The sequence below is a fragment of the Spiribacter sp. 1M189 genome (assembly GCF_040838345.1).
GTDB lineage: Bacteria > Pseudomonadota > Gammaproteobacteria > Nitrococcales > Nitrococcaceae > Spiribacter > Spiribacter insolitus.
On record NZ_JBAKFF010000001.1, the window covers coordinates 1,134,850 to 1,157,881 of the forward strand.

Annotated in this window: 23 protein-coding genes and 1 tRNA gene; 7 read left to right on the top strand and 17 right to left on the bottom strand. The window is 66.7% G+C overall.

The annotated features are described in order from the left end of the window. Window positions 1-37 precede the first annotated feature (37 nt). Window positions 38-124: transfer RNA gene (locus V6X30_RS05700), tRNA-Leu, on the top strand. Between the two features lie 94 nt (window positions 125-218). On the opposite strand, the gene gloA is transcribed toward V6X30_RS05700, so the two are convergent. After that, window positions 219-755 carry a lactoylglutathione lyase gene (gene gloA / locus V6X30_RS05705; protein ID WP_367983660.1) on the bottom strand — a complete coding sequence of 179 codons (537 nt, stop codon included), beginning with the start codon at window positions 753-755 and terminating at the stop codon, window positions 219-221. Window positions 756-956: 201 nt separating this feature from the next. Here gloA and V6X30_RS05710 point away from each other — a divergent pair, with 201 nt between their 5' ends. Together V6X30_RS05710 and V6X30_RS05715 are read left to right on the top strand one after the other, a co-directional pair. Continuing rightward, entirely contained in the window at window positions 957-2,336 is a 1,380-nt protein-coding gene (locus V6X30_RS05710; protein WP_367983661.1) for a glutamate decarboxylase, read from the top strand. Window positions 2,337-2,370: 34 nt separating this feature from the next. Further along, window positions 2,371-3,207, top strand: a complete 837-nt coding sequence (locus tag V6X30_RS05715; protein ID WP_367983662.1) for a hypothetical protein — start codon at window positions 2,371-2,373, stop codon at window positions 3,205-3,207. On the opposite strand, the gene V6X30_RS05720 is transcribed toward V6X30_RS05715, so the two are convergent. From V6X30_RS05720 to V6X30_RS05775, 12 genes are all read right to left on the bottom strand, one after another. Beyond that, on the bottom strand, window positions 3,195-4,490 hold the full coding sequence (locus V6X30_RS05720) for an adenylosuccinate synthase (protein WP_367983663.1): 1,296 nt from the start codon (window positions 4,488-4,490) through the stop codon (window positions 3,195-3,197). The two genes, V6X30_RS05715 and V6X30_RS05720, sit on opposite strands and share 13 nt — an antisense overlap. Window positions 4,491-4,505: 15 nt before the next feature. Further along, window positions 4,506-5,714: an ATP phosphoribosyltransferase regulatory subunit gene (locus V6X30_RS05725; RefSeq protein ID WP_367983664.1), complete on the bottom strand. Its 1,209-nt coding sequence runs from the start codon at window positions 5,712-5,714 to the stop codon at window positions 4,506-4,508. Between the two features lie 11 nt (window positions 5,715-5,725). Then, window positions 5,726-5,908: a DUF2065 domain-containing protein gene (locus V6X30_RS05730; protein WP_367983665.1), complete on the bottom strand. Its 183-nt coding sequence runs from the start codon at window positions 5,906-5,908 to the stop codon at window positions 5,726-5,728. 14 nt (window positions 5,909-5,922) lie between these two features. Then, window positions 5,923-6,798 carry a protease modulator HflC gene (hflC, locus tag V6X30_RS05735; protein WP_367983666.1) on the bottom strand — a complete coding sequence of 292 codons (876 nt, stop codon included), beginning with the start codon at window positions 6,796-6,798 and terminating at the stop codon, window positions 5,923-5,925. Continuing rightward, window positions 6,798-8,051 carry an FtsH protease activity modulator HflK gene (gene hflK / locus V6X30_RS05740; protein ID WP_367983667.1) on the bottom strand — a complete coding sequence of 418 codons (1,254 nt, stop codon included), beginning with the start codon at window positions 8,049-8,051 and terminating at the stop codon, window positions 6,798-6,800. The genes hflC and hflK overlap by 1 nt, the downstream gene beginning before the upstream one ends. 55 nt (window positions 8,052-8,106) lie before the next feature. Then, the gene (hflX, locus tag V6X30_RS05745; protein WP_367984548.1) at window positions 8,107-9,480 is read right to left on the bottom strand and encodes a ribosome rescue GTPase HflX; all 1,374 of its coding nucleotides are present in this window, start codon (window positions 9,478-9,480) and stop codon (window positions 8,107-8,109) included. Beyond that, entirely contained in the window at window positions 9,458-9,709 is a 252-nt protein-coding gene (gene hfq, locus V6X30_RS05750) for an RNA chaperone Hfq (protein ID WP_367967030.1), read from the bottom strand. Before hfq ends, hflX begins: the two co-directional genes overlap by 23 nt. A 53-nt stretch (window positions 9,710-9,762) precedes the next feature. Then, window positions 9,763-10,710, bottom strand: coding sequence for a tRNA (adenosine(37)-N6)-dimethylallyltransferase MiaA (miaA, locus tag V6X30_RS05755; RefSeq protein ID WP_367983668.1), 948 nt, complete (start codon window positions 10,708-10,710; stop codon window positions 9,763-9,765). After that, window positions 10,707-12,518 (bottom strand): DNA mismatch repair endonuclease MutL, encoded by a 1,812-nt coding sequence (gene mutL / locus V6X30_RS05760; RefSeq protein WP_367983669.1) that lies wholly within the window; start codon window positions 12,516-12,518, stop codon window positions 10,707-10,709. The genes miaA and mutL overlap by 4 nt, the downstream gene beginning before the upstream one ends. A 42-nt stretch (window positions 12,519-12,560) precedes the next feature. After that, window positions 12,561-13,832: an N-acetylmuramoyl-L-alanine amidase gene (locus V6X30_RS05765; RefSeq protein ID WP_367984549.1), complete on the bottom strand. Its 1,272-nt coding sequence runs from the start codon at window positions 13,830-13,832 to the stop codon at window positions 12,561-12,563. 126 nt (window positions 13,833-13,958) lie between these two features. Beyond that, complete coding sequence (tsaE, locus tag V6X30_RS05770) at window positions 13,959-14,423, bottom strand: tRNA (adenosine(37)-N6)-threonylcarbamoyltransferase complex ATPase subunit type 1 TsaE (RefSeq protein WP_367983670.1); 465 nt, start codon at window positions 14,421-14,423, stop codon at window positions 13,959-13,961. Continuing rightward, complete coding sequence (locus V6X30_RS05775) at window positions 14,420-15,892, bottom strand: NAD(P)H-hydrate dehydratase (protein ID WP_367983671.1); 1,473 nt, start codon at window positions 15,890-15,892, stop codon at window positions 14,420-14,422. The genes tsaE and V6X30_RS05775 overlap by 4 nt, the downstream gene beginning before the upstream one ends. Before the next feature lie 56 nt (window positions 15,893-15,948). Here V6X30_RS05775 and queG point away from each other — a divergent pair, with 56 nt between their 5' ends. Next, window positions 15,949-17,043, top strand: a complete 1,095-nt coding sequence (gene queG, locus V6X30_RS05780; protein ID WP_367983672.1) for a tRNA epoxyqueuosine(34) reductase QueG — start codon at window positions 15,949-15,951, stop codon at window positions 17,041-17,043. On the opposite strand, the gene V6X30_RS05785 is transcribed toward queG, so the two are convergent. Beyond that, window positions 16,997-17,302 carry a PepSY domain-containing protein gene (locus V6X30_RS05785; RefSeq protein WP_367983673.1) on the bottom strand — a complete coding sequence of 102 codons (306 nt, stop codon included), beginning with the start codon at window positions 17,300-17,302 and terminating at the stop codon, window positions 16,997-16,999. The genes queG and V6X30_RS05785 overlap by 47 nt on opposite strands. A 132-nt stretch (window positions 17,303-17,434) precedes the next feature. Between V6X30_RS05785 and V6X30_RS05790 the strand changes: the two genes are divergently transcribed. Genes V6X30_RS05790 through V6X30_RS05800 form a run of 3 tightly spaced genes read left to right on the top strand, consistent with a single transcriptional unit; the run spans window position 17,435 to window position 19,790 of the window. Then, window positions 17,435-17,737 carry a PepSY domain-containing protein gene (locus V6X30_RS05790; RefSeq protein WP_367983674.1) on the top strand — a complete coding sequence of 101 codons (303 nt, stop codon included), beginning with the start codon at window positions 17,435-17,437 and terminating at the stop codon, window positions 17,735-17,737. Beyond that, on the top strand, window positions 17,737-18,402 hold the full coding sequence (locus V6X30_RS05795; RefSeq protein ID WP_367983675.1) for a response regulator transcription factor: 666 nt from the start codon (window positions 17,737-17,739) through the stop codon (window positions 18,400-18,402). The genes V6X30_RS05790 and V6X30_RS05795 overlap by 1 nt, the downstream gene beginning before the upstream one ends. Beyond that, entirely contained in the window at window positions 18,399-19,790 is a 1,392-nt protein-coding gene (locus tag V6X30_RS05800; protein ID WP_367983676.1) for a sensor histidine kinase, read from the top strand. The genes V6X30_RS05795 and V6X30_RS05800 overlap by 4 nt, the downstream gene beginning before the upstream one ends. On the opposite strand, the gene pgi is transcribed toward V6X30_RS05800, so the two are convergent. From pgi to panB, 3 genes are read right to left on the bottom strand one after another with little or no spacing between them, the layout of a single operon-like run. Further along, window positions 19,769-21,355: a glucose-6-phosphate isomerase gene (pgi, locus tag V6X30_RS05805; RefSeq protein ID WP_367983677.1), complete on the bottom strand. Its 1,587-nt coding sequence runs from the start codon at window positions 21,353-21,355 to the stop codon at window positions 19,769-19,771. The genes V6X30_RS05800 and pgi overlap by 22 nt on opposite strands. A gap of 9 nt (window positions 21,356-21,364) precedes the next feature. Further along, window positions 21,365-22,225, bottom strand: coding sequence for a pantoate--beta-alanine ligase (gene panC, locus V6X30_RS05810; RefSeq protein WP_367983678.1), 861 nt, complete (start codon window positions 22,223-22,225; stop codon window positions 21,365-21,367). 3 nt (window positions 22,226-22,228) lie between these two features. Continuing rightward, window positions 22,229-23,029 (bottom strand): 3-methyl-2-oxobutanoate hydroxymethyltransferase, encoded by an 801-nt coding sequence (panB, locus tag V6X30_RS05815; protein WP_367983679.1) that lies wholly within the window; start codon window positions 23,027-23,029, stop codon window positions 22,229-22,231. Window positions 23,030-23,032 lie beyond the last annotated feature (3 nt).

Consider the following 23,032-nt stretch of genomic DNA (forward strand, 5'->3'; position numbering starts at 1 on the left):
CAGCGCCGCTGTCGACGGGGTCCCGTCGATCAGCAAAGCCGAGGTGGCGGAATTGGTAGACGCGCTAGCTTCAGGTGCTAGTGGGGGAAACCCCGTGGAGGTTCAAGTCCTCTCCTCGGCACCACGTCCCCGACGCAGTCCGTGCACTGCAACCCGACCGAAGAAGGTGTCCGCGCAGGCAATAGCCCGCGCGAACGGTGATCACTCCATAGGACGCCTCACCGGCCCAGATCCGGCAGACGCGCAGGTTCGATAACTTCGATCCAGTATCCATCGGGATCACGGATGAACGCGACATCCGGCAGCTTGCCCTGCTCAGGGCGCTTTATGAAATCAACACCCTGATCATCAAACCATTTCATCGCTGCATCCAGATCCGGTACGGCGATACAGATGTGACCATACCCTTGGGGTGCATCATTCCCGTTGTGGTACTGGACATCAGGGTCATCTTCGCTGCCCCAGTTATGCGTGAGCTCGAGAAGCCCGCTCTGCGAGAACGTCCATACCGTGCGCTCACCGGTCTCCGCCGGGGGGGCTCCCGCCTCGCCGGGCGGTTGGAGGAAATATAGAGAGAAACCCAGCTCCTCGAAGTCCAGCCGGCGCAGCACCCGCATACCCAGCACGCCCGTGTAGAACGCCAGTGAGCGCTCGGGATCCTTAACTCGCACCATACTATGGTTGAGAGTGAAGCCTCGCGTTGCGGCGGGGGTGTCAGCGACCACGCCGGGATACTTCTCGGTGGTGAATGCCATCCTCTGAAAGCCTCCTGCTAGATGAAAGAGAAACGGTAGCGTAGCGTCGACACCCGGATCCACTGTGGCGGCATCCAGACCGCTCACGACCAGCGGGCGCGAGCGATGGCCTGTCGCGCGCTTCGATTGAATCGCAGCCGCGCACAAGCAATACTTTGTGCCTTGTGAACCGCCCATGTCTGACTGAACAGGGATCATCCCATGACGGATTGCGCCGATAGCACCACCGACGAGCTCTACGCCTCCCATACGCTCTCTCTGGCACTTGAGAAATCGCAATTCCCCGCTGACGCGGCCAACCCGCGGGCGGTGAGCGCGGCGATCCGCGACGAACTGCTACTGGACGGCAATGCCCGGCAGAACCTCGCGACCTTCTGTCAGACCTGGGAGGAGCCGGAAATCCACGAGCTCATGGACGTCTGCATCGACAAGAACATGGTCGACAAGGACGAATATCCACAGACGGCGGAAATCGAGGCGCGCTGCGTGCGCATGCTGGCCGACCTATGGAATGCGCCGGCCGGGCCGGCCACCGGATGCTCGACCACCGGCTCCAGCGAGGCCGCGATGCTGGGCGGGCTCGCGATGAAACGCCGCTGGGAGGCGAAGCGCAAGGCTCAGGGGCTGAGCACGGACAAACCCAACCTCGTCACCGGGCCGGTCCAGGTCTGCTGGCATAAGTTCACCCGCTACTGGGACATCGAGCATCGCGAGATTCCCATGGAGCCGGGACGCCTGCTGATGACCCCGGAGGAGGCGCTGAAGTACTGCGACGAGAACACCATCGGTGTGGTGCCCACCCTGGGGGTCACGTTCACCGGTGAATTCGAGCCGGTCAAGGCGATCAGTGACGCCCTCGATCAGCTCGAGCGGGACACCGGCCTCGACATCCCGATTCATGTGGATGGGGCGAGCGGGGGTTTTCTGGCCCCGTTCTGCGCCCCGGACCTCGAGTGGGACTTCCGCCTCCCGCGGGTGCGCTCGATCAACGCCTCGGGGCACAAATTCGGCCTGGCGCCGCTCGGCGTCGGTTGGGTGCTCTGGCGCGAGCAGAGCGATCTGCCCGAAAACATGGTCTTCTGGGTCAACTATCTGGGCGGCGACATGAAGGATATCGCCCTCAATTTCTCCCGGCCCGGCGGCCAGATCGTCTGCCAGTACTACAATTTCGTGCGCCTGGGCCGCGACGGCTATGAGCGCGTGCACGGCGCCTGCTATGACACGGCCGCCTATCTCGCCGGCGAGATCGCGGCGATGGGACCTTTCGAGATCATCTACGACGGCGATCGCTCCCGCGGCATCCCCGCGGTCTCCTGGAAGCTGAAGGACGGAACCGATCCCGGCTTCACGCTGTTTGATCTGGCGGATCGGCTGCGCGCCCGGGGCTGGCAGGTGCCGGCCTACACCCTGCCGCCGAAGTGCGATGATCAGGCGATCCAGCGCATCCTCGTGCGCAATGGCGTGAGCCGCGACCTCTCAGAGCTTCTGATCGGCGATATGAAGGCGGCACTCGAGCATCTCGAGGAACATCCGGCAAGGGTGCCGCTCGGCGAGGACGACGCCTCGGGTTTCCACCACTAGGGGCAGTCCCATCGCTCGGAAAAACCACCACGGCATGATCACCCGGGGCGTGGCGGGGTTCGTCACGTTCCGCCGCTTCCAGCGCCACGGCAGGGAGGTGATCTGGCGGGCGCGTCAGCATCGCAAGGGCCTGCAGCGCCATCATCGCGATGTGGCGGCACCCTTCTGGCAGCGGCCCGGTTATAACGCGGGGACCGCCAGCTTTTTCGCGGTGGGCTCTCTGCTTTTCATGCTGGGCGCGGGCCTGTCGCTGGTTCCAAACCCGCTCACCCCGACGCAGATCGCCATCGTCTTCTTCGCCGGATCAATCCCGTTCACGATCGGCGGATTCCTGCAGAATTTCCAGGCCGCGAATACGACGGATTTCTCGCCATCCGGCGATGTGCAGCCGGGACGACGGTTACACCTCGTTGGCTGGCGCCCCGGGAGCCTGGGCTGGCTCAGCACCGTCACGCAATTCATTGGCACCGTCGCGTTCAACTTCAACACCTTCGACGCGATCCATCCCATCGCCGGGTGGTACGACCAGGACATCACCATCTGGGTACCCGGGATGATCGGATCGGTGCTGTTTCTGGTCTCGGGCTATCTCGCCTTCATGGAGGCGAGCCACGGGTTCTGGTCGTGGCGGCCGGCCTCGCTGGACTGGTGGATCGTGTCGGTGAATCTGCTCGGCTGCATCTTCTTCATGACAGCCGCCATCACCGCCTTCATTCCGGATGGCCGTGCCCCTGCCTGGATCGGGATCATCGCCAATGTCCATCTCTGGCTGGGTGGCGCCTGCTTTTTTATCGCCGCGCTGCTGACGATCATCGAGAGCCGTCAAAGCGAGGCGGCCAATGCAGCAGCGCCCGGGAATCAGCCGTCGTAGGGATGCCGGCGTATGATCGTGTCCCGCCGGTCGGCACCGGTGGAGACGATATCCACCGGGACGCCACAGAGCGCCTCGATCCGCTCGAGATAGTCGCGCGCCGCCCGCGGCAGATCCTCGTAGCGCTGTACGCCCAGCGTGGAAGACTGCCAGCCGGGCAGCTCGACATACTCCGGCTCGCATTCGGCCAGTGCCTCGGCGCCAGTGGGCAGGACATCACTGCGCTTTGAGCCGCAGCGGTAACCCGTGCAGATGCGCAGCGTATCCAGCTCGTCGAGGACATCCAGCTTGGTCATGCACAGCCCCGAGATGCTGCTGATCTCCACCGCACGGCGCATGGCCACGGCGTCGAACCAGCCACAGCGCCGCGGTCGGCCCGTGGTCGAACCGAACTCATGGCCGCGGCGGGCCAGATGCTCACCCAGGTCGTCAGAGAGCTCAGTGGGAAAAGGACCCGCGCCCACCCGGGTGGTGTAGGCCTTGGTGATGCCCAGCACATAGTCGAGCTCGAGCGGGCCGACGCCGGTACCGGTCGCCGCCGCGCCGGCGGTGGTATTCGAAGAAGTGACGAACGGATAGGTCCCCTGATCGATATCCAGCAGCGTGCCCTGGGCGCCCTCAAAGAGCAGATTGTTGCCGTTCTCGCGATGGGTCTGCAGCAGATGGCTGACATCGGCCACCATCGGCTCAAGCTCGCCGGCCACCGACAGGCACTGCTCCTGGATGGCCTGGAAGTCCTGCCCGGGTTCGCCGTAGTACTGCTTGAGGATGAAGTTGTGATAGTCCAGCAACTCACCGAGCTTGGCCGCCAGTCGCTCACGATGGAAAAGATCTCCCACGCGGATGCCGCGCCGGGCCACCTTGTCCTCGTAGGCCGGACCAATGCCGCGACCCGTGGTGCCGATCGCCGCCTTGCCGCGGGCCTTCTCCCGCGCCTGATCGAGGGCGACGTGCGAGGGCAGGATCACCGGGCAGGCGGGGCTGATGCGCAGCCGCTCCCGAGCCGGCACGCCGGAGGCCTCGAGGGCCTCCAGCTCGGTCATCAGCGCCTCGGGCGAGAGCACAACGCCGTTGCCGATCAGACAGAGGACGTCTTCCCGGAGGATTCCGGAGGGAATGAGATGGAGGACGGTCTTCTCGCCATCGATGACCAGGGTGTGTCCAGCGTTATGCCCGCCCTGGAAACGCGCAACCGCCGATACCCGATCGGTGAGCAGGTCGACGATCTTACCCTTGCCCTCGTCTCCCCACTGGGAGCCGATCACTACCACGCTTCTGGCCATTGTGTTCCTCGTTATCTAGAGCGGCTCGACCCGCCAGTCGCCATCCGCAGTGGATGACAACTGCCGGTCGCATCCCATATCCGCTGCTTCGCCCTCATGGCCCGGCAATAACCAGACCACGGTCTCGCCAGCCGCCCGCAGCGCGGTGATCCTTTCCCTCAGGGCGGTATCGCCACGCCAGGGGGCAGCGATCGCTCCCGGTTCTGCGTGGCGGTCACGCCTGCCGGCCGTCACCCGGTAGAGCGCCTTGAGATCGGCACTGAACCCGGTGGCCGGACGGCCGCGACCGAATACCGCACCGATATCGTCATAACGCCCGCCCCGGGCTAGCTCGCCGGACACCCCCGGGGTATAGGCGGCAAAGACGACACCCGTGTGATACCGATAACCCCGCAGCTCACCGAGATCAAAATGCAGCGTAACCTCCGGCAGGCCGGCCGCCAGTGCCTCGGCGATGCGGGCGAGCGAATCCAGGGCCTCGCCCACCGCCTCACCGGCACCCCGAAGCCGCTCCTGCGCCTCAGCAAGCACTTCGAGTCCGCCACTCAGCGAGGCGAGTGCCGCCAGTCGGTCGCGGAGAGGCGATGCGACGCCGAACGCGTCGAGCAGCTCGTTGATATCCGCCGCGGCCTTGCGCTGCAACGCGTCCCAGAGCTGTCCCTCGGCATCGCTGTCCAGACCCGCCTCCGCACTCAGGCCGCGGAAAATACCCACATGCCCCAGGTCGATGTGCAGCGCTCCGACACCCGCCTCCGAGAGGAGCTCGGCCATGAGGGTGATGACCTCGACATCGCTCTCGATGCCGGCATGGCCATACAACTCGGCACCCATTTGGAGGGGGTTGCGGGAGCCGTCGGCACCCTCCGGCCGCGTCCGCAGTACGGTGCCGCTGTAGCAGAGCCGCACCGGCCCTTCCCGGCGCAACTGATGGGCGTCGATGCGCGCGGCCTGCGGCGTGATATCCGCCCGCACGCCCATCATGCGGCCACTCAACTGGTCGGTCAGTTTGAAGGTCTGCAGATCGAGATCATGGGCCACGCCGGAGAGCAGCGCCTCCAGGTATTCGATCGCCGGCGGCATGATCAGGGCGTAGCCCCAGCGCGCGCAGCGCTCGAGGCATGACTGGCGGAGCTGCTCGAGGCCCGCTGCCGCCGGTGGCAGCAGCTCTTCCACCGCATCGGGCAGCAGCCAGGGGTTGCGCTTGCCCGCCAGATTGTCGTTCATGCCCCCTCCCCTCAGCGGATCAGATAAAGCAGCAGGACGCCTGCCAGCATGGTGCCCAACCCTGTCAGACGCAGGCTCTTGTCATTCTGCTGCACGATCGAGAACAAGGCCCGACGCAGGCTACGCGGGCTCAGGAATGGCAGGATCCCCTCGATGATCAGCATCAGCGCGATCGCCGTGAGCAGATCCTGCATCCCGTTGACGTCAATCAGGGCTGCAAGGTGTCAAGCTGGTCGAAGTAGCGGAAGAACTCCGATTCCGGCGAGAGAACGAGCATGTCGTCCTGAGAGTTAAAGGTGTTCTCGTAGGCCCGCAGGCTGCGATAGAACCTGTAGAACTCCTCATCGGCCCCATAGGCATCGGCATAGATCGCCGTTGCCTGCGCATCCGCCTGACCGCGAAGCTCTTCGGCCTGTCGTTGCGCCTCGGCGATGATCTCCGTGCGCCGGCGATCCGCCGCCGACCGGATGCGCTCCGCCTGCTCCTGACCTTCCGCCCGGAACTCACGCGCCACCTGTTCTCGCGCCGCGACCATGCGGTTGAACACCGATTCGCTCACGCCCTCCGGCAGGTCGACACGCTGCAGTCGGACATCAAGGACCGCGATGCCAAGGGAGTCGCCGGCCCTCTTCGCCTGCTCGGTGAGGATCGACATGATCTCGGCGCGGTCGCCGGAGATCACCTCCTGGACCGTCCGCTTACCGAACTCGGCCCGCAGGCCGTCCCGGATGATCTCGGAGAGGCGCAGGTTGGCGCGCCGGGGATTGGCACCCACGGTCACGTAATATTGCTCGACGTCCTCAACGCGCCACTTCACGAACGAGTCAACGATCAGGTTCTTCTGCTCGCTGGTCAGAAACCGCTGCGGGCTCTCGTTGAGAGTCTGCACCCGGGCGTCGACCTTGCGAACGTTGTTCACGAACGGGATCTGAAAGTAGAGACCCGGCATGTAGTCGGTACGGACCACTTCACCCAGCCGGAATTTCAGTGCGCGTTCGGTTTCCTTGACGGTGAAAGTGCCGAAGGTGATACCCACGATCAGCAGGACGATCACCACCGCGCCGATTGTAGTCAGGCGATTCATCAGCGTGTCTCCCGCATGCGCAGCGAGCTGCTCGGTACGCTGCTCTGTGATCGGTTCGAGCTGCTGTTGCTCGAGACGGTGTTATCCATCGACGATGTTCCGCTGGTGTCCGTACTGCTGCCGGTGGCACCGCTGGAGCGCATCATCCGGTCAAGCGGCAGGTACATGAGCTGCTGACTGGATTCGTTGTCGATCAGCACCTTGGCCGAGTTACCCAGCACGCGCTCCATCGTGTCGAGATACAGGCGATCGCGCGTCACGCGAGGCGCCTTGGCGTACTCCTGCTGCTGCTGCGAGAACCGGCTGGCATCACCCTCGGCCCGCTGCACGATGCGCGCGACGTAGCCCTGGGCTTCCTCGCCGATACGCGCGGCCTGACCCTGAGCCCGCGGAATCACCTCGTTGCGATAGGCCTCGGCCTGGTTGATCAGTCGCTCGCGGTCCTCACGTGCCTTGATGGCATCCTCAAAGGCCGGCTGCACCTGCTCCGGCGGCTGGGCATCCTGAATGACCACTTCCACCACTTCGATGCCGACCTCGTATTCATCCAGCGCCTGGACCACGAGCTCGCGGGTGCGCTGGGCCACCTCGGTCCGGCCCTCGGTGATCACAAAGTCCATACGCCGTTTGCCAACGACCTCGCGGAGCGCGCTCTCGGTGAGCTCCTTGAGGGTCTGCTGCGGATCAACGAAGTTGAAGACGAAGTCCGCGGCGTTAGAGACCTGATACTGCACCGCAAGCTGGACGTTCACGATGTTCTCGTCCTCGGTGAGCATGAGGGCCTCGGAGAGCACTGGCCGGGTCTGCTGCGCGGAGACCGCCTGGTAGCCAATGGTGATCCGTCGACGGCTGGAGACGTCGACCGTCTGCACCGACTCGATGGGATAGGGCAGATGCCAGTGTGGACCCGGCATGGCGATCGACTGATAGGCGCCGAAGCGGGTGACGACCCCTCGGGTCCCCTCGTCGATGATGTAGATGCCAGAGAGGATCCAGACGGTCAGCAGCAGGCCGACGATGATGCCGATACCCTTGAGGCCCGGCGCCTTTGGCCTGCCTCCTCCGCTGCTATCATCGCCGCCACCGCCGAACCCGCGGTTGCCACCACCGCGTTTACCGAACAGGCCTTCCAGGCGCTGACGCAGCTTGCGGATCGCTTCGTCCAGGTCAGGCGGCCCCTGATTGTTGCCGCGGCCGCCCCCGCCACTGCTCCAGGGGTCGCGGTTGCCGCCACCGGGTTCGTTCCAGGCCATGCAAATTCTCCAATGTTTGGCGATCGGCACCGTCGCCGGCACCAACCGCGTGATTCTAATGAGCCACCGCACCTACCGGCAAGTTGGCATCCGCGAAAGGCATGAGTTCCGCGGCCAGTCCTTCGTGCCGGTAGAGCCGTTCGAGCTCCCGACGCGGCAGCTCGACGGCCAGCCGGACATGGCCCGAATCGGTGTATTGCTCCTCAAGGACATCCCCAAGGGCGTAGAAACGCGCCCGCAGCCGTCCTTCCGACGGACTGAGCTCAATCACCCCGCGCGCCTGCTCGGCGCTCACGCGCTCGGCGATGGCCTCATGGAGCAGATCGAGGCCTTCACCCGTGGCCGCAGACAGCCACACCGCCACGGCCTGCCCGTCATCATCCCGATCGATCCTGGGCGCCATGCCCCGCGCGTCGATCTTGTTGTAGACGCGCAACTGCGGCACCTCATCCGCTGCCAGCGCCTTCAACACCGACGCCACCTCCACCGCGTTGTCTTCACGCGCTGGGTCGGCCGCATCAATCACGTGCACCAGCAGGTCCGCCTCGACCACTTCTTCAAGCGTCGAGCGGAACGCCGCGACAAGCTGCGGCGGCAGATCACGGATGAAGCCGACGGTATCCGCGAGCACGGCCGCCTCACCGCCAGCAAGCTCGATACGCCGCAACGTGGTGTCGAGCGTGGCGAAGAGCTGGTCGGCGGAGTAGACGCCCGAGTCGGCGACGCGATTGAACAGCGTCGACTTGCCGGCATTCGTATAGCCCACCAGCGAGACCGCCGGCAGATCCTTCCGGCGACGGGCCTTGCGTCCCTGGTCGCGCTGCTGGCGAACCCGGCCGAGGCGTTTCTCGAGCTGCCGGATCCGGTTGCCGAGCATGCGACGGTCGAGTTCGAGCTGGGTCTCGCCCGGGCCGCGCAGCCCGATGCCACCCTTCTGGCGCTCTAGATGCGACCACCCCCGCACCAGGCGGCTGGCGATATGGCGCAACTGGGCAAGCTCGACCTGGAGCTTGCCCTCGTGGGAGCGGGCACGCTGGGCGAAGATATCGAGAATCAGACCGGTGCGATCGAGCACTCGGCAGCGCAGGGCGCGTTCGATATTCCGCTCCTGCACCGGCGACAGCGCATGGTTGATGAGCACCAGGTCGGCGTCGTGGTCGCCCAGCATGCGGGCGAGCTCTTCGACCTTGCCCGGCCCCACGTAGGTCCGCGGATCCGGCTTCCGGCGTCGCCCGGTCTGGCTGGCAACAACCTCTGCACCAGCGGATTCGGCGAGGGCATGGAACTCGCGCAGGGCATCGTCGGCATCGACGACGCCATCATCCACCTGCACCAGCACCGCCCGCTCACCGCCGCCGGGGCGCTCGAAAAGCTGCGATGGCGCGGTCTCGGGACCCGCCGCGCGCTCAGTCTTCGTCGGCTTCGGGATTACGCTCCTCCTGCAACAGACTGCGGACGTTGCGGGACGGGACAATCGTGGAGATGGCGTGCTTGTACACCATCTGGCTGATGGAGTTACGCAGCAGGATCACGAACTGGTCGAACGACTCCACCTGGCCCTGCAGCTTGATGCCGTTGACCAGATAGATGGACACCGGAACCTTCTCCTTGCGAAGCGCGTTCAGAAATGGTTCCTGCAATGACTGCCCCTTCGACATAGTGCCGTGACTCCTTGATCGCTAGCAGCGGTTTTTCTTCTCGATGCCGTGCCCTAAATTACCACGTCCGGGAGCAGATCCCTAAGCTGTTCCAGCCGGTTGCCGGCCCCGGTATCAACCCAGTTGAGCGCCGGCTCCCGACGCAGCCAGGTCATCTGCCGGCGCGCGAACTGGCGAGTGGCGACCACACCCCGGAAAAGCAGTTCATCCCGGGGTATCCGTCCATCGAGCCAGTCCCAGACCTGGCGATACCCCACCGCCCGCATGGACGGCAGGTCCCGATGCAGATCAGCCCGCGCCCGCAGCCCGGCTACTTCGTCAACGAACCCCTCGGCGAGCATTGCTTCGAACCGGGCGGCGATCCGCTCATGCAACTCGGCGCGAGACGCCGGTGCCACGGCTACTCTGACCAGCCTGCCCGGCCAGGGTTCCGGAGCCGCCTGTGCCTGCAACGCACTGAGCGGCTGCCCGGCCAGAATATGGACCTCGAGCGCCCGCTGGATGCGCTGCGCGTCGTTGGGATGCAGTCGCGCCGCAGTGGCCGCATCCACCGCGGCCAGCCGCCGATGCAGAGCGGGCCAGCCGACTTCGACCGCCTCGCGCTCCAGATCCGCCCGGATTGCCGGATCGGCGGTGGGCAGGCGCGAGAGCCCCTGGAGGAGCGCACGGAAATACAGCATCGTCCCCCCGACCAGCAGCGGCACGCGGCCGGCGCGATGGGAGGCGTCAATCAGTGCACGGGCATCCCGGGCAAATTCCGCGGCGGAGTACGCCTCAGCCGGGTCACGGATATCAATCAGCGCATGTGGCGCACGGGCCTGCACCGCCGCTTCGGGCTTGGCGGTCCCAATATCCATGCCCCGATAGACCATGGCCGAATCGACACTGATCAGGTCGACGCCGCCGCCGGCATGCAACGCCAGCGCGACGTCGGTCTTGCCGGCCGCCGTGGGGCCCATCAGACAGACCACCGGCGGTTTATCGGCCGCGCCCCTGCTCATCGCCCGCGCAGGAAAAGCCGATCCAGATCCGCCATCTCCAGGGCAACCCAGGTCGGCCGGCCGTGATTGCATTGATCGATATTGGGCGTGCGCTCCATCTCGCGCAGCAGGTTCTCCTGCTCCGCCGGGGTCAGGCGGCGGTTCGCGCGCACCGAGCCATGGCAGCCCATGGTGGCCAGCAGGTGGCGCTGCCGCGCCTCGACAGCGGCCGTACCACCCTGCGCCCGCAGGTCGGCAAGGACATCTCGGAGCAGGGCCTCGCCATCGGCCCGGGCCAGCAACGCCGGTACGGCCCGTAGACGCAGTTGCTCGGGCCCGGCCCGATCCACCTCGAGGCCCACGGCCTCGAGCAGCGAACGGCTGTCCTCCGCCATATCGGCCTCCGCGGGGGTCACGCCCACCGCCACCGGCACCAGCAGCGGCTGGCGGGCGATCCCTTCCCGGGCGTACTGACGCTTCAGACGCTCGTAGACGATGCGCTCATGGGCGGCGTGCATGTCGACCAGAATCAGCCCGGTGGCCGATTCGGCCAGCACGTAGACGCCATGGATCTGGGCGATGGCATGACCGAGCCGCGGCACCGCCCGCACCCCGACACCCAGGTCTGCGGACTCGGCCTCGGCGGCCGGTGTTCCATCCGCCGGCACCGCATAGACCGCCCTCGCCTCGGCCACCGGCAGGGGAAGACGTCCGGGCTGAGGGGCAGCCAGGCGGGTCTGCGCGCTACCGAATGCATCGCCCCGCCATCGGGTCTCCGCCGTTGCCGAATCACCTGGCCCAGCCGGACGCCCGGCCTCGACTGAATGCTCCTCCGGCGCCGCGCCGCCATGGGCGAGGGCGCGGGTGACCTGGCGGTGGAGGAAATCAAACACCAGACGACCGTCGCGAAAACGCACCTCATGTTTGGTCGGATGGACGTTGACATCCACCAGCGCCGGGTCCATCTGCAGATGCAGAAGATAGGCCGGAAAGCGATCCTTGAAGAGCACGTCGGCGTAGGCCCGGCGCAGGGCCTGGGTGATCAGCCGGTCACGGATCATCCGGCCGTTGAGATAGACGTACTGCAGATCCGGCTGGCCCCGCGAGGCAGTGGGCAGGCCGACCCAGCCCTGCAGCCGCAGCCCGGCCGCCTCGGTGTCCAGGTGCAGGGCGGCCTCGGTAAAGGCACGGCCCATGAGTTCGCTCACGCGCTGCTCGCTGCGCTCGGCGGGGAGGGCCGGCAGGTGCAGCAAGTCACGGCCATTATGTGTCAGCCGGAAGGCGACCTCCGGACGGCCCAGCGCGACGCGGCGCACCAGCTCCTGGACATGGCGCAGTTCGGTGCGCTCGGTGCGCAGGAATTTGCGCCGCGCCGGCACCGAGTGGAACAGATCCCGCACCTCCACCGTGGTCCCCGGCGGATGCGGGGCTGGCACGGGTGTCTGCCCCTGGCCGGCCTTGAGTCGATGCCCGTGATCGGCGTCGACGCGGCGCGAGGTGATCGTCAGCGCGGCCACCGAGGCGATGCTCGGCAGGGCCTCGCCGCGAAACCCCAGCGTGGCGATATGCTCGAGATCATCAAGCGCGGCGATCTTGCTCGTGGCATGCGACTCCACCGCGAGCGCCAGATCCGCCGCCGCCATGCCACGGCCATCGTCGCGCACCCGGATGAGCCGCGTGCCGCCGGCCTCGATATCCACCTGAATCGCCCCAGCGCCGGCGTCGAGGGCGTTCTCCAGCAGCTCCTTCAGCACCGAGGCGGGTCGCTCGATGATCTCACCGGCGGCGATCTGGTTGACGAGTTCGGGGGGCAGGCGGCGAATGCTCATGCGCGCATTATGCCGCTGCACTGCCCGGGGGAGGAAACCGGATCAGGGGATACGCAGCGTGCGACCGGCGGTGATCATGTCGCCGCCGAGGTCGTTGACGCGGCGCAGCGCGCCGACACTCACCGAATGGCGCTGGGCAATGGCCGATAGCGTGTCGCCGCGGCGCACCATGTATTCGCTGTCGTCCACCTCGAGGGCGAGCTGCGGGCGAGTCCGCGCCACATACGCCTTGACGCCGTGGACCAGCCCGTCGGCGAGCTGGCGCTGGTAGGCCTTCGAGTTAAGGCGCCGTTCCTCGTCGGGGTTGGAGATGAAGGCGAGCTCCACCAGCACCGAGGGCATGTCCAGCGATTTGAGTACCGCAAAACCGGCCTGCTCGACATCTCCGCCGTGCACGTCGCCCAGTGCGTCGAGCTCTTCAATGAGCACGCTTGCCACGTCAACGCTCTCCTCCACCGTGTGAGCCCGTGACAGGTCCACCAGCACGGAGGCGAGCTGTTCATCCTTGTCCGCCAGCGACACACCGCCGATGCGGTCCGCCCGGTTCTCGCTCCGGGCAAGAACCCGGGCCATCTCACTCGATGCCCCGTTGCGGGAGAGCACGAAGACCGACGAGCCCTTGACGCGGCGGTCGTGGAAGGCATCGGCATGCAGCGAGATGAACAGATCCGCATCGGCGTCCCGCGCCTTGCGGGTCCGCTCCCGCAGGCCGATATAATAGTCGCCATCCCGGATCAGCACCGCGTGAAGGCCATCAACGGCGTTGACACGGTTCGCCAGCTTGCGCGCCACCGCCAGCACGATATCTTTCTCATAGGTGCCGGCGGCGCCGATGGCACCGGGGTCTTCACCGCCATGACCGGCATCGATGGCCACCACGAACTCACCGGCCGCCCGCGACTCGGCAATGCGCACCGGCGCCGTACTCTGGTCGGCCGACGGCTGATCATCGGCGCCACCACCGACGTGGTCGAGATCCACCACCAGGCGGTGGCCATAGGTTTCATTGGGCGCGACACGGAAACTCTCGGTGGCCAGCGCCCGATCGAGGTCGAGCACGATGCGCACGCCACCGTCGCGGCGCCCGCTGCGGATCCGCCGGATCGGCCCTTCATCACGGATGTCCTCGACCAGCGCCGGATCGAGGCGTGCGCCCGCGAGGTCGATGACCGCCCGATGCGGACCCTCGAGCGTAAAAAGCTCGTGATTCGCCGGCGCGCTCAGGTCAAACACGACCCGCGTGTGATCGGGGCCGTTCCAGGTCCGGACGTCCTCCACCACCGTTGTGGCCAACGCGGTGGCAGGCGCCAACACAAATGCAAAAATCATTGCCAGGACGCGCATCGTCCCCCCATTCCCGGAATTCTTTTCTCCAGTACGCCACAGCGCCGAGGAGATTTCAATAAAACCCGTGGTTCGATAGGAGGATAGGTTGATCTCTTAGCCTAGCGCATCAACCATTGTCCGCGGATCGGGCCATTCCCCGGACACCGCCTCGAGATGCGCAAGGCGTCCACTGCCTGACAGCGCCAGATGCACGCGCAGCCCGGGCGCCGGAAGGACGCCCTCGCCCCGCTCCGGCCACTCCACCAGCAGCAGGCCGGCATCGAGGAGCTCTCGCAGCCCGATGAATTCGAGCTCTTCGGGGTCTGACAACCGATAAAGATCCAGATGAAAGACCGCGCCATCGGCCAGCTCATAGGGCTCGATCAGCGTGTAGGTCGGGCTGCGCACTGCGCCCTGGTGGCCCGCCGCGCGAAGGAACCCGCGCACCAGGGTGGTCTTGCCGGCGCCCAGATCGCCAGTGAGATGCACGCAGCCATACCGCGGCCGCCGCCCCTGGAGGACGGCACCCAGCGACTCGGTGGCCGCCTCATCCGGCAGATAGCGTTCTGCCGCACTCATGGATTGACCACGCCCCGCAGCATATCGAGCAGATCACCGGCGAGCAGGCCACGCTCGCCATCGACTGCGGCCCGATCCGCCGCCCGAGCATGGACCTGAACGCCCAGACAGGCCGCCGTCAGCGCATCGAAACCCTGGGCCCGGAAGCCGGCGATCAGTCCGGTGAGCGCATCGCCCATGCCGCCGCTTGCCATGCCGGGATTGCCCTCGGTGCAGACGCGGCAATCCCGGCCATCGCTGATGAGGGTCCCGGCGCCCTTGAGCACCGCCACGCCGCCATACTGGCGGGCGATTGCCGTCACCGCGGCAAACCGGTCGTAATTGATATCCGCAACATCGCTATCCAGCAGGCGCGCCGCCTCCCCCGGATGCGGTGTCAGCACCCAGTCATCACGCCGGGCCGGTGACTGCGCGAGCCAGTTGAGCCCGTCGGCATCCACTACCATCGGCCGGTCACCGTCACGAACCGCCTCGAACAGGGCCCGCCCCCACTCGGCCTGACCCAGGCCAGGTCCGAGCGCGAGCACATCGGCACGCGCCAGCGGTGTCGCCAGATCACCGGCTGCCTCCACGCCCCGCACCATGAGCTCGGGCCGTGCCGAGAGGAGCGCAGCGACATGCGCCGGCCGCGTGGCCACACTGGTTAGTCCCGCGCCACAGCGGGCCGCAGCCTCACCGGCGATGCGCACCGCACCGCCCATGCCATGATCACCACCGATGACCAGCACATGGCCGAAGTCGCCCTTGTGCGCGGTGCGCGGCCGCCGCGGCAGGGCCGCTGACAGCGCCTCACGCGGCAGCAGGCGCGCCGAGGGCGGCATGGCGTCATGAACGGCGTAGGGAACCTGGAGATCATCAAAAACCACCTCGCCGACACAATCGGCGGCATCACCGGTAAAAAGCCCCTGCTTGAGCCCGATGAAGGTCGGCGTCAGCGCGGCGCGCATCGCCACCCCCATGACCTGCCCGGTCCTTGCGTTGAGTCCGGAGGGTACATCCACGGCGACAACCGGACAGGGACGGGCATTGACCGCGTCGATGGCCTCGGCCATGGCGCCGGCCACCGGGCGATCGAGTCCGGTGCCGAGCAGGGCATCGACGACGAGATCCGCCGAATCCAGCCGCTCGGGCGAGAAATCCATGGGGGTGATGCGTGCCAGCGCCTCATCGGCCGCCGTACGCGCATCACCGCTCAACCCAGCCGGGTCGGCGAACGCACAGAGCTCCACCGCGAAGCCGGCATCGGCGGCCAGTCGGGCCATGACATAGCCGTCACCGCCGTTATTGCCGCCGCCACAGAGCACCATGAGCCGTCGGGCCCCGGGGAAACGCCGTCGCAGCAGACGCCAGGCGGAACGGCCCGCGCGGGCCATGAGCACACGGCCCGGTATGCCGTGGGCCTCGATGGCCCGCCGGTCGAGCTCGCGGACCTGCTCCGGTGTGTAGAGGGCGTCAGGCAAGTGATTCATATCTCGATTATAGCGGCTATGCCGATCACGGGCCGGGAGCCGATACACTGGGGTACATGGATCGCACTGCCGACATACAACGCCTCCGCGAGGATATCCGTCAATGGGCGGACGAGCTCGGGTTCGATGAGCTGGGTATCGCCCGTCCGGCGCTGGCGGAGGACGAAGCCCACCTGCTGCGCTGGCTGCGCGACGGCCGCCACGGCACCATGCGCTGGATGGGACGACACGGCGTCAAGCGCGCCCGGCCCGAGCGACTGGTTCCGGGTACGGTGCGGATCATCAGTGTGCGCATGGACTACCGCCCGCCCGATCTCGAGGCCGATGACGCCATCCTTGCCGATGGCCGCCGGGCGTTCATCGCGCGCTATGCGCTGGGACGGGACTACCACAAACTCATGCGCAAGCGCCTGCAGCGGCTCGCGCACCGCATCGAGGCGGCGGTGGGCAAATTCGGCTATCGGGTGTTCGTGGATAGCGGCCCGGTGCTGGAAAAGGCCCTCGGGCGCAACGCCGGCCTTGGCTGGATCGGCAAGAACACGTTGCTGCTAAACCGTCATGCGGGCTCGTATTTCTTCCTGGGTGAGCTCTTTACCGATCTGCCGCTGCCCGAGGACGAACCGGTCGAGGATCTGTGCGGGAGCTGCCGCGCCTGTATCGATATCTGTCCGACCGGAGCCATTACCGGTCCTCGCCAACTCGATGCCCGGCGCTGCATCTCCTATCTGACCATTGAGCATGAGGGGAACATCCCTGAGGATCTTCGACCGGCCATCGGCAACCGCGTTTTCGGCTGTGACGACTGCCAGGCCGTCTGCCCCTGGAATCGCTACGCCCAACCTACCGACGAGGCCGATTTCCATCCGCGGCATGGTCTCGAGAGCGCCTCGCTGGTGACCTTGTTCCGCTGGGATGAGGCCACCTTCCTCAAGCGCACCGAGGGCTCGGCCATCCGGCGGCTCGGCCACGAGCGCTGGCTGCGCAATCTGGCCGTGGCGCTCGGTAACGGCCCGGCCGACCCCGAGGTGCTCGAGGCGCTGCGCGAGCGCCTCGAGCATCCCTCAGAGATGGTGCGAGAGCATGTCGACTGGGCATTGAACCGGCTCAGTCGTCCCAGCGCCGCTGCAACGGCTCGCCCGTCGTCGGGTTGATGTAGGTCTCGATCACCATGCCCTGACCATCGACCATGGTCACCTCATAGGCCCCGTCATCGATCTCGATCTCATAGGGTGTGTAACCCTGATCCTCAAGCTGCAGGGCGAGCTCGGTGAGACTCATCCAGTCGTCACGCGGCATATCGTCATCGCCACCACGGCGGTCGTCGCTATCGGCGAGGGCGATGCCCGCGCTCAAGAGCAACGCACCGGCCAGGCCGCCGATAACACCGGGGATCATTCGATTGCGATTCATATTCTTGTCTCCTTCAGGTCATTGACTGATGCAGCCCTTCGCTGCGGAGACCAATCTGCCACCCCATCGCTGATCCCAGCCTGACAAGCCCTGTCAGCGAACTGTCAGTCTCCCGCGCGCTACACTGTCGCCATGAAATACTGGATACCGGTTTTCGCCCTCGCGGGTTGGCTCAGCGCCGGAGCGGCGCTCGCGGATGAGGACCATGAACGTGCCCATGAGGCGCTCGAGCGGGGGGACATCCTGCCGCTGACCGAGATCCTCGAGACAATCCGTCTGACCTACCCGGGCCACGTCCTGGAGACGGAGTTCGAGCGGGAGGATGGCGGCTACCGCTATGAGCTCGAGCTGCTCGACAACGATGGCTATGTCCTCGAAATCGAGGTGGATGCCAGCACCGGCGAAATCCTCGAGGTTGAGCGGGAGGACGACTGATGCGGGTGCTGGTGGTGGAGGATGACCCGCTCATCAGCGCTGATGTCGGCGCGGCGCTGGCCGCCGCGGGATTTCGTGCCGAGCCCTGCAGCGACGGCGACGAGGCCCTGTTCCTGGGCGATACCGAGGACTATGATCTGATCGTCCTCGACCTCGGCCTGCCGTCGCTGGATGGCCTTAGCATCCTGCGGCGCTGGCGGGCCAACGGCCGGGCCATGCCGGTGCTGGTACTCACTGCCCGGGGCACCTGGAGCGAGCGGGTCGAGGGCATCGAGGCCGGTGCCGACGACTACCTGCCCAAACCCTTCCACATGGAGGAACTGGTCGCCCGCGCCCGGGCACTGATACGACGGGCAGCCGGCCATGGCAGTGCCATCCAGACCCTCGGCGATCTGCGCCTTGATGCCAATCAGATGCGCGTCACGCAGCGGGGCAAGCCGGTGAACCTGACTGCCCTGGAGTACCGGCTGGTGGCCTATCTCTTCCACCATCGCGACCGAACGGTCCCCGTCACGGAATTGCTGGAACACCTCTATGGTGATGATGACTCCCGCGACGTCAACGCGATCGAGGCCATCATCGCCCGGCTGCGTCGCAAGATCGGTGCAGGCACCATCGCCAATCGCCGCGGCTTCGGCTATTACCTGCGCGAGCCGACGCAATGACCCGCGGCTCGCTGCGTCTGCGCCTGGCCGTTGCCGGGGCCATTGCCATCTGCCTCAGTCTGGCCGTGGCCGGATGGGGGATGACCCGGCTTTTCTCGGCCCATGTCGAGCGCGGAGCGGTCAGCGAGCTGGAGACGCATCTTGAGCAGGTACTGGGGGGGCTGGAGCGCGACCCGGGCGGTTCATTGACCCTCGCCAGCGAACCGGCTGATCCGCGCTTCAGACAGCCCTATGGCGGGCTTTACTGGCAGATCAATACCGCCGACGGGAGCCTTCGGTCGCGGTCACTATGGGACTGGCAGCTCGCGCTGCCGCCCCTCTCGCCAACAGAGGGCCTGGCGGTGCTGGATGATCTGCAGGCACCGGATGGCCGGCGGCTCCTGGGTGTCGAGCGCAGTGTCGTGCTACCACCTTCGCTGGGCGGCGAGACCATCACTCTAATGCTGGCCATGGACCGGGCCGCCGTCAGCGCAGCCGTCAGGTCATTCGCGACAGATCTCCTGCCTTATCTGACCCTGCTGGCGTTGGCGCTGATCGCCGCCGGCTGGCTTCAGCTTGAGGTCGGCCTGCGCCCACTGAGAGAGCTCGCGGAGCGCCTGGCGGCCATCCGCACCGGCGAGGCCCAGCGCCTGGGTGGCGATCTGCCACGCGAAGTCAGCCCGCTCGCCTCGGATTTTGATGCCCTGCTCGACGCCCGCGAGGCCGAGATGGACGCGGCGCGACAGCGGGCCGCCGACCTCGCCCATGGACTCAAGACACCGCTTCAGGCCCTGCTGGGTGAGAGCGATCGCCTGCGCCGAACGGGCGACGAGGCCACAGCCGACACCCTTGAGCGCATCGTGGGCCGCATTCGCCAGCACGTCGACCGGGAACTCACCCGCACCCGCGTGGCGAGCCGCGCCAGCGGATCACGTAGCGATGTCATCGAGGTCACTGCGAGTGTCGTGGCGGTGATCGCCCGCACGCCGGATGGTGAGCGCCTCACCTGGGAGACACCGACCAAGGGCGCAGAGGCCATGCCGGTGGCGCTCGATGCGGCCGACCTCGCCGAGGCCATCGGCACCCTGCTGGAGAATGCGGCCCGCTATGCCGATCAGTGCGTGCGAATCAGCGCCCGCCCCGTCGGCGGCGGCAAGGTTGAAATCCGCGTTCGGGACGATGGCCCGGGCCTGCCCGATTCCGCCCTGACGCGTCTGCTGGATCGAGGCGCGCGGCTGGATGAGCGCCGCGATCACACCGGACTGGGGCTTGCGATCTGCCGGGAGATCGCCGAGGGAGCCGGCGGCTCACTGGCCCTGGAGAATGCCGAGCCGGGGCTCAGGGCGCGGCTGACGCTGCCAACACCCCATCGCCCCAGGCCGGATGCTCAGCCGCGCCAGTCTCGGTAGCGCGCAATCAATCCGGCAGTGGAGCCATCCACCCCGTCGAGTGCCTGCCCTCCGGCGATCAGTGGCTTGAGGTCGGCGGCCAGTACCTTGCCGAGTTCGACGCCGAACTGATCGAACGCAGTGATCCCCCAGAGGGCGGCCTCGACGAAGGTCCGGTGCTCGTAGAGCGCGATGAGCGCGCCGAGACTGGATGGCGTGAGCGCTTCGAGCAGGATGGTGTTACTGGGCCGATTGCCGGGACAACGCCGCTCCGCCGCCATGTCGGCATCGCCACGACCCTGCATCAGCGCCTGGCTCTGGGCGAACAGGTTCGCGGTGAGCTCGAGTGGATCGCCCCGCTCGCCGGCCACTGGGCGGGCGACACCGATGAAGTCCACCGGCACGACGTCGGTGCCCTGATGCAACGCCTGGAAAAAGGCGTGTTGCCCCGGCGTCCCGGTCTGCCCCCAGATCGCCGCCGCGGTGGAAAAGGTGACCGGATGCCCGCTGCGGTCCACGGATTTGCCATTGCTCTCCATGACAAGCTGCTGGAGATACGCCGACAGACGGCCGAGCCGTTCAGTGTAGGGCACCACCGCCTGGCTGCGACGGCCAAGCAGCGTACCGTTGAGCACCGAGACCAGGCCGAGCATCACCGGCATATTCGACTCGAGCGGGGCCTCGGCAAAGTGTCGATCCATGGCATGGGCGCCCGCCAGCAACGACTCAAAGGCCTCCGGGCCGATCCCCAGCACGATCGCAAAGCCCACCGCGGACCAAAGTGAGTAACGGCCGCCGACCCAGTCCCACATGGGCAGTGCCAGTTCGGGGTCCAGGCCCAGCTCGCGGACGCGGTCGAGGCTGGCGGTCACCGCCATGACCTGTCGCTCCAGCACGTTATCGGCGGGCACGCGCCGGCGCAGCCAGGCCATCGCCTCATGCGCATTGGCCATGGTCTCGACCGTACCGAAACTCTTGGAGACGACCAGCACCAGTGTGCGCTCGGGATCGCAGTGTGCCATCGCCTGCTGCAGCTCGACGCCGTCCACATTGGCGACGAAATGCACCGCCGGCCCGTCCGCGAGCGGGGCCAATGCCTCCAGCACCAGTCTGGGCCCCAGATCGGAGCCCCCGATGCCGATATTGATGACATGCTCGATGGGCTGGCCGGTGGCCCCGGTGCGCCGGCCTGTCCGAATCGCCTCGGCCAGCTCGGCCATACGCGAACGGGTGTCCTCTACCGCCCGGGCAATGTCGGCTCCGGCCCAGCCGGTCTCTCCTTCCGGCACCCGCAGTGCGGTATGCAGCACCGCCCGACCCTCGCTGGCATTGATCGGCTCGCCCGCGAGCATGGCGTCACGCTGGCCGATCACATCCCGCGCCCGGGCGAGCTCGAGCAACCTCTCGCGGGTCTGCCGGCTGAGCGGCTGCTTGCTGTAATCGAGCAGCATCCCGCCGGCGGTCAGCGAGAAATCCTCGAATCGGTCGGCATCCTCTGCGAAAAGGCCGTTGATGGACTGCGTGGCAATCGCCTCCCGGGATGCCCACAGGCGCTGCCAGGCCTCCGTGTGCTCCAGCGTCTTCATGCTCTCCCCTTATCCGGTATGCGGGCGGCTTACCCGCACGTTGTCAATCAGGCGCGCACGGCCGAGGTAGGCGGCCGCCGGAATCACCAGCTCGCGATCGCCGGCCCCCGCCGGCGCCAGATCCTCCGCCCGGCGGATCTCGAGATAATCCGGCGTCATCCCCGCCTCGCGGATCCGCTCCCGGCCCTCGGCCAGAAGGCGCTCGAAGTCGGCCTCTCCGGTCTCGATCCGCTCGGCGAGATCACAGAGCGTGCGATACAGCACCGGCGCCCGCTCACGCTCGGCGGGCTCGAGGTAGGCGTTGCGGCTGCTCATGGCGAGGCCGTCGGACTCCCGCGCGATGGCCCCGCCGACAATCTCCACCGGCAGACTGAGATCCTGTACGAGGCGGCGGATGACCAGGAGCTGCTGATAGTCCTTGAGTCCGAAAACGGCGAGATCGGGCTGGACGATATTGAGCAACTTCGTCACCACGGTGGCCACGCCGGTGAAATGCCCGGGCCGCGATGCCCCGCAGAGGATATCGCTCAGCTCCGGCACTTCCACCCGCGTACGCAGAGTGGGGCCATGTGGATAGACGGCCTCCACCCCGGGGGCGAATACCAGATCGGTGTCATGGCGCTGCAGCGATGCGTAATCCGTGGCCCAGGTCCGGGGGTAGCTCTGGAAATCCTCGCCCGGCCCGAACTGCGTGGGATTGACGAAGATGCTTGCCACCACCCGGTCGCTCCGGCGCCGGGCCTCATCGACAAGGGCGAGATGGCCGCCATGGAGGTTGCCCATGGTGGGCACGAAACCAATGCGCTCGCCATGGCGACGCCACCGCGCCACCGCCTCGCGGAGTGCCGCGATGTCCGTGATGGTCTGCATGAATTACTCGAATCCGTGTTCCGGGCCCGGGAACCGGTGCGAGCGCACCGCCTCGACATAGCCCTCGACGGCGGCCGGGATACTGCCTTGCTCGGCCAGGAAATCATGACTGAATTTCGGCGGCCGCCCCGGCGTAATGCCGAGAATATCCTGCAGCACCAGGATCTGCCCGTCACAGTCCACGCCGGCACCGATCCCGATCAGCGGCAGCTCGGTGGCCGCCCTCACCCGGGCCGCCACCGGCGCCGAGAGGCACTCCACCAGCAGGACATCCGCGCCGGCCGCCGCCAGCGTGCGGGCGTCGGCGAGTACCTGCTCAGCGGCCTCGTCGCCGCGCCCCTGCACCCGGTAGCCGCCAAGCTGGCCGACCCGCTGGGGGCGCAGGCCGAAATGCGCACAGACCGGTACGCCGGCCCGCGATAATGCCTCCACAATCGGTGCCTGCGCGGCATTGGCCTCGATCTTGACCATATCCGCGCCGCCCTCTTTCATGAGGACCGCCGCGCTCTCGAGGGCCGCCCGGTCGTCGTAATCGCTGAGGAAAGGCAGGTCCACCATCAGATAGGCCCGCTCCAGCCCGCGCGCCACACAGCGGGTGTGATAGGCCATCTCCTCGAGCGTTACCGGCACCGTGCCGCCATGCCCCTGCATGACCATGCCCAGCGAATCGCCTACCAGCACGACGTCGACGCCGGCGCGATCCACAACGCGGGCAAAGCTGTAGTCATAGGCCGTCAGCGCCACGATGGGCGTGCCATCGGCCTTCATCCTGCGCAATGTCGAGAGCGAGATAGAACGTGTCATGGG

What these genes read in the sequence shown, in the direction of transcription:
- gloA (WP_367983660.1), bottom strand. Translation starts at nt 755, where the DNA reads ATGGCATTCACCACCGAGAAGTATCCCGGCGTGGTCGCTGACACCCCC.
- V6X30_RS05710 (WP_367983661.1), top strand. Translation starts at nt 957, where the DNA reads ATGACGGATTGCGCCGATAGCACCACCGACGAGCTCTACGCCTCCCAT.
- V6X30_RS05715 (WP_367983662.1), top strand. Translation starts at nt 2,371, where the DNA reads ATGATCACCCGGGGCGTGGCGGGGTTCGTCACGTTCCGCCGCTTCCAG.
- V6X30_RS05720 (WP_367983663.1), bottom strand. Translation starts at nt 4,490, where the DNA reads ATGGCCAGAAGCGTGGTAGTGATCGGCTCCCAGTGGGGAGACGAGGGC.
- V6X30_RS05725 (WP_367983664.1), bottom strand. Translation starts at nt 5,714, where the DNA reads ATGAACGACAATCTGGCGGGCAAGCGCAACCCCTGGCTGCTGCCCGAT.
- V6X30_RS05730 (WP_367983665.1), bottom strand. Translation starts at nt 5,908, where the DNA reads ATGCAGGATCTGCTCACGGCGATCGCGCTGATGCTGATCATCGAGGGG.
- hflC (WP_367983666.1), bottom strand. Translation starts at nt 6,798, where the DNA reads ATGAATCGCCTGACTACAATCGGCGCGGTGGTGATCGTCCTGCTGATC.
- hflK (WP_367983667.1), bottom strand. Translation starts at nt 8,051, where the DNA reads ATGGCCTGGAACGAACCCGGTGGCGGCAACCGCGACCCCTGGAGCAGT.
- hfq (WP_367967030.1), bottom strand. Translation starts at nt 9,709, where the DNA reads ATGTCGAAGGGGCAGTCATTGCAGGAACCATTTCTGAACGCGCTTCGC.
- miaA (WP_367983668.1), bottom strand. Translation starts at nt 10,710, where the DNA reads ATGAGCAGGGGCGCGGCCGATAAACCGCCGGTGGTCTGTCTGATGGGC.
- mutL (WP_367983669.1), bottom strand. Translation starts at nt 12,518, where the DNA reads ATGAGCATTCGCCGCCTGCCCCCCGAACTCGTCAACCAGATCGCCGCC.
- tsaE (WP_367983670.1), bottom strand. Translation starts at nt 14,423, where the DNA reads ATGAGTGCGGCAGAACGCTATCTGCCGGATGAGGCGGCCACCGAGTCG.
- V6X30_RS05775 (WP_367983671.1), bottom strand. Translation starts at nt 15,892, where the DNA reads ATGAATCACTTGCCTGACGCCCTCTACACACCGGAGCAGGTCCGCGAG.
- queG (WP_367983672.1), top strand. Translation starts at nt 15,949, where the DNA reads ATGGATCGCACTGCCGACATACAACGCCTCCGCGAGGATATCCGTCAA.
- V6X30_RS05785 (WP_367983673.1), bottom strand. Translation starts at nt 17,302, where the DNA reads ATGAATCGCAATCGAATGATCCCCGGTGTTATCGGCGGCCTGGCCGGT.
- V6X30_RS05790 (WP_367983674.1), top strand. Translation starts at nt 17,435, where the DNA reads ATGAAATACTGGATACCGGTTTTCGCCCTCGCGGGTTGGCTCAGCGCC.
- V6X30_RS05795 (WP_367983675.1), top strand. Translation starts at nt 17,737, where the DNA reads ATGCGGGTGCTGGTGGTGGAGGATGACCCGCTCATCAGCGCTGATGTC.
- V6X30_RS05800 (WP_367983676.1), top strand. Translation starts at nt 18,399, where the DNA reads ATGACCCGCGGCTCGCTGCGTCTGCGCCTGGCCGTTGCCGGGGCCATT.
- pgi (WP_367983677.1), bottom strand. Translation starts at nt 21,355, where the DNA reads ATGAAGACGCTGGAGCACACGGAGGCCTGGCAGCGCCTGTGGGCATCC.
- panC (WP_367983678.1), bottom strand. Translation starts at nt 22,225, where the DNA reads ATGCAGACCATCACGGACATCGCGGCACTCCGCGAGGCGGTGGCGCGG.
- panB (WP_367983679.1), bottom strand. Translation starts at nt 23,029, where the DNA reads ATGACACGTTCTATCTCGCTCTCGACATTGCGCAGGATGAAGGCCGAT.